The organism is Streptomyces sp. HPF1205, assembly GCF_020400825.1.
Lineage (GTDB): Bacteria > Actinomycetota > Actinomycetes > Streptomycetales > Streptomycetaceae > Actinacidiphila.
Map to the genome: position 1 here is coordinate 1 of NZ_JAINVH010000143.1, position 593 is coordinate 593.

Consider the following 593-nt stretch of genomic DNA (forward strand, 5'->3'; position numbering starts at 1 on the left):
ACTCCTCGACGAGGTCCGCCACACCAGGCGCTGCCGGACCACGACGGCTGAGCAGCAGCAGGTTACGCGCACCGCGTTCCGCCAGATGGCGGGCGACGTGGCCCGCCAGGGCACCAGTGCCGCCGGTGATCAGGACGGTCTTGTCCGGGTCGAGGCCGTGCGGAACGGTCAGGACGACCTTGCCGATGTGACGGGCCTGGCTGACGAAGCGGAACGCCTCCCGCGCCTGCCGCACATCCCAGCACCGCACCGGCGACACCGACACCGCACCCGCCGCGAACAACTCCAGCAACTCCGCCAGGAGTTCGCCGATACGCGCGGGCCCCGCCTCCACCAGGTCGAACGCCCGGTACACCACACCCTCCGGCACCGACCCGGCATCCCGAATGTCGGTCTTGCCCATCTCCAGGAACCGACCACCCCGCGGCAGCAGTTCCAATGACGCGTCCACGAACTCCCCCGCAAGGGAGTTCAGAACCACATCCACACCCTCCCCACCCGTAACCGCCAGGAACTTCCCCGCGAAACCCGTGTCACGCGAGCTGGCGATATGGTCGTCATCCAGACCCAGTCCGCGCAGCGTGTCCCACTTC

Annotated in this window: 1 protein-coding gene; it reads right to left on the reverse strand. The window is 68.6% G+C overall.

Annotation, left to right across the window (positions count from 1 at the left end; translation table 11 throughout):
* Positions 1-593, reverse strand: a 593-nt coding sequence (locus K7G61_RS36020; RefSeq protein ID WP_225851367.1) for a zinc-binding dehydrogenase, incomplete at both ends; no start/stop codon positions are given.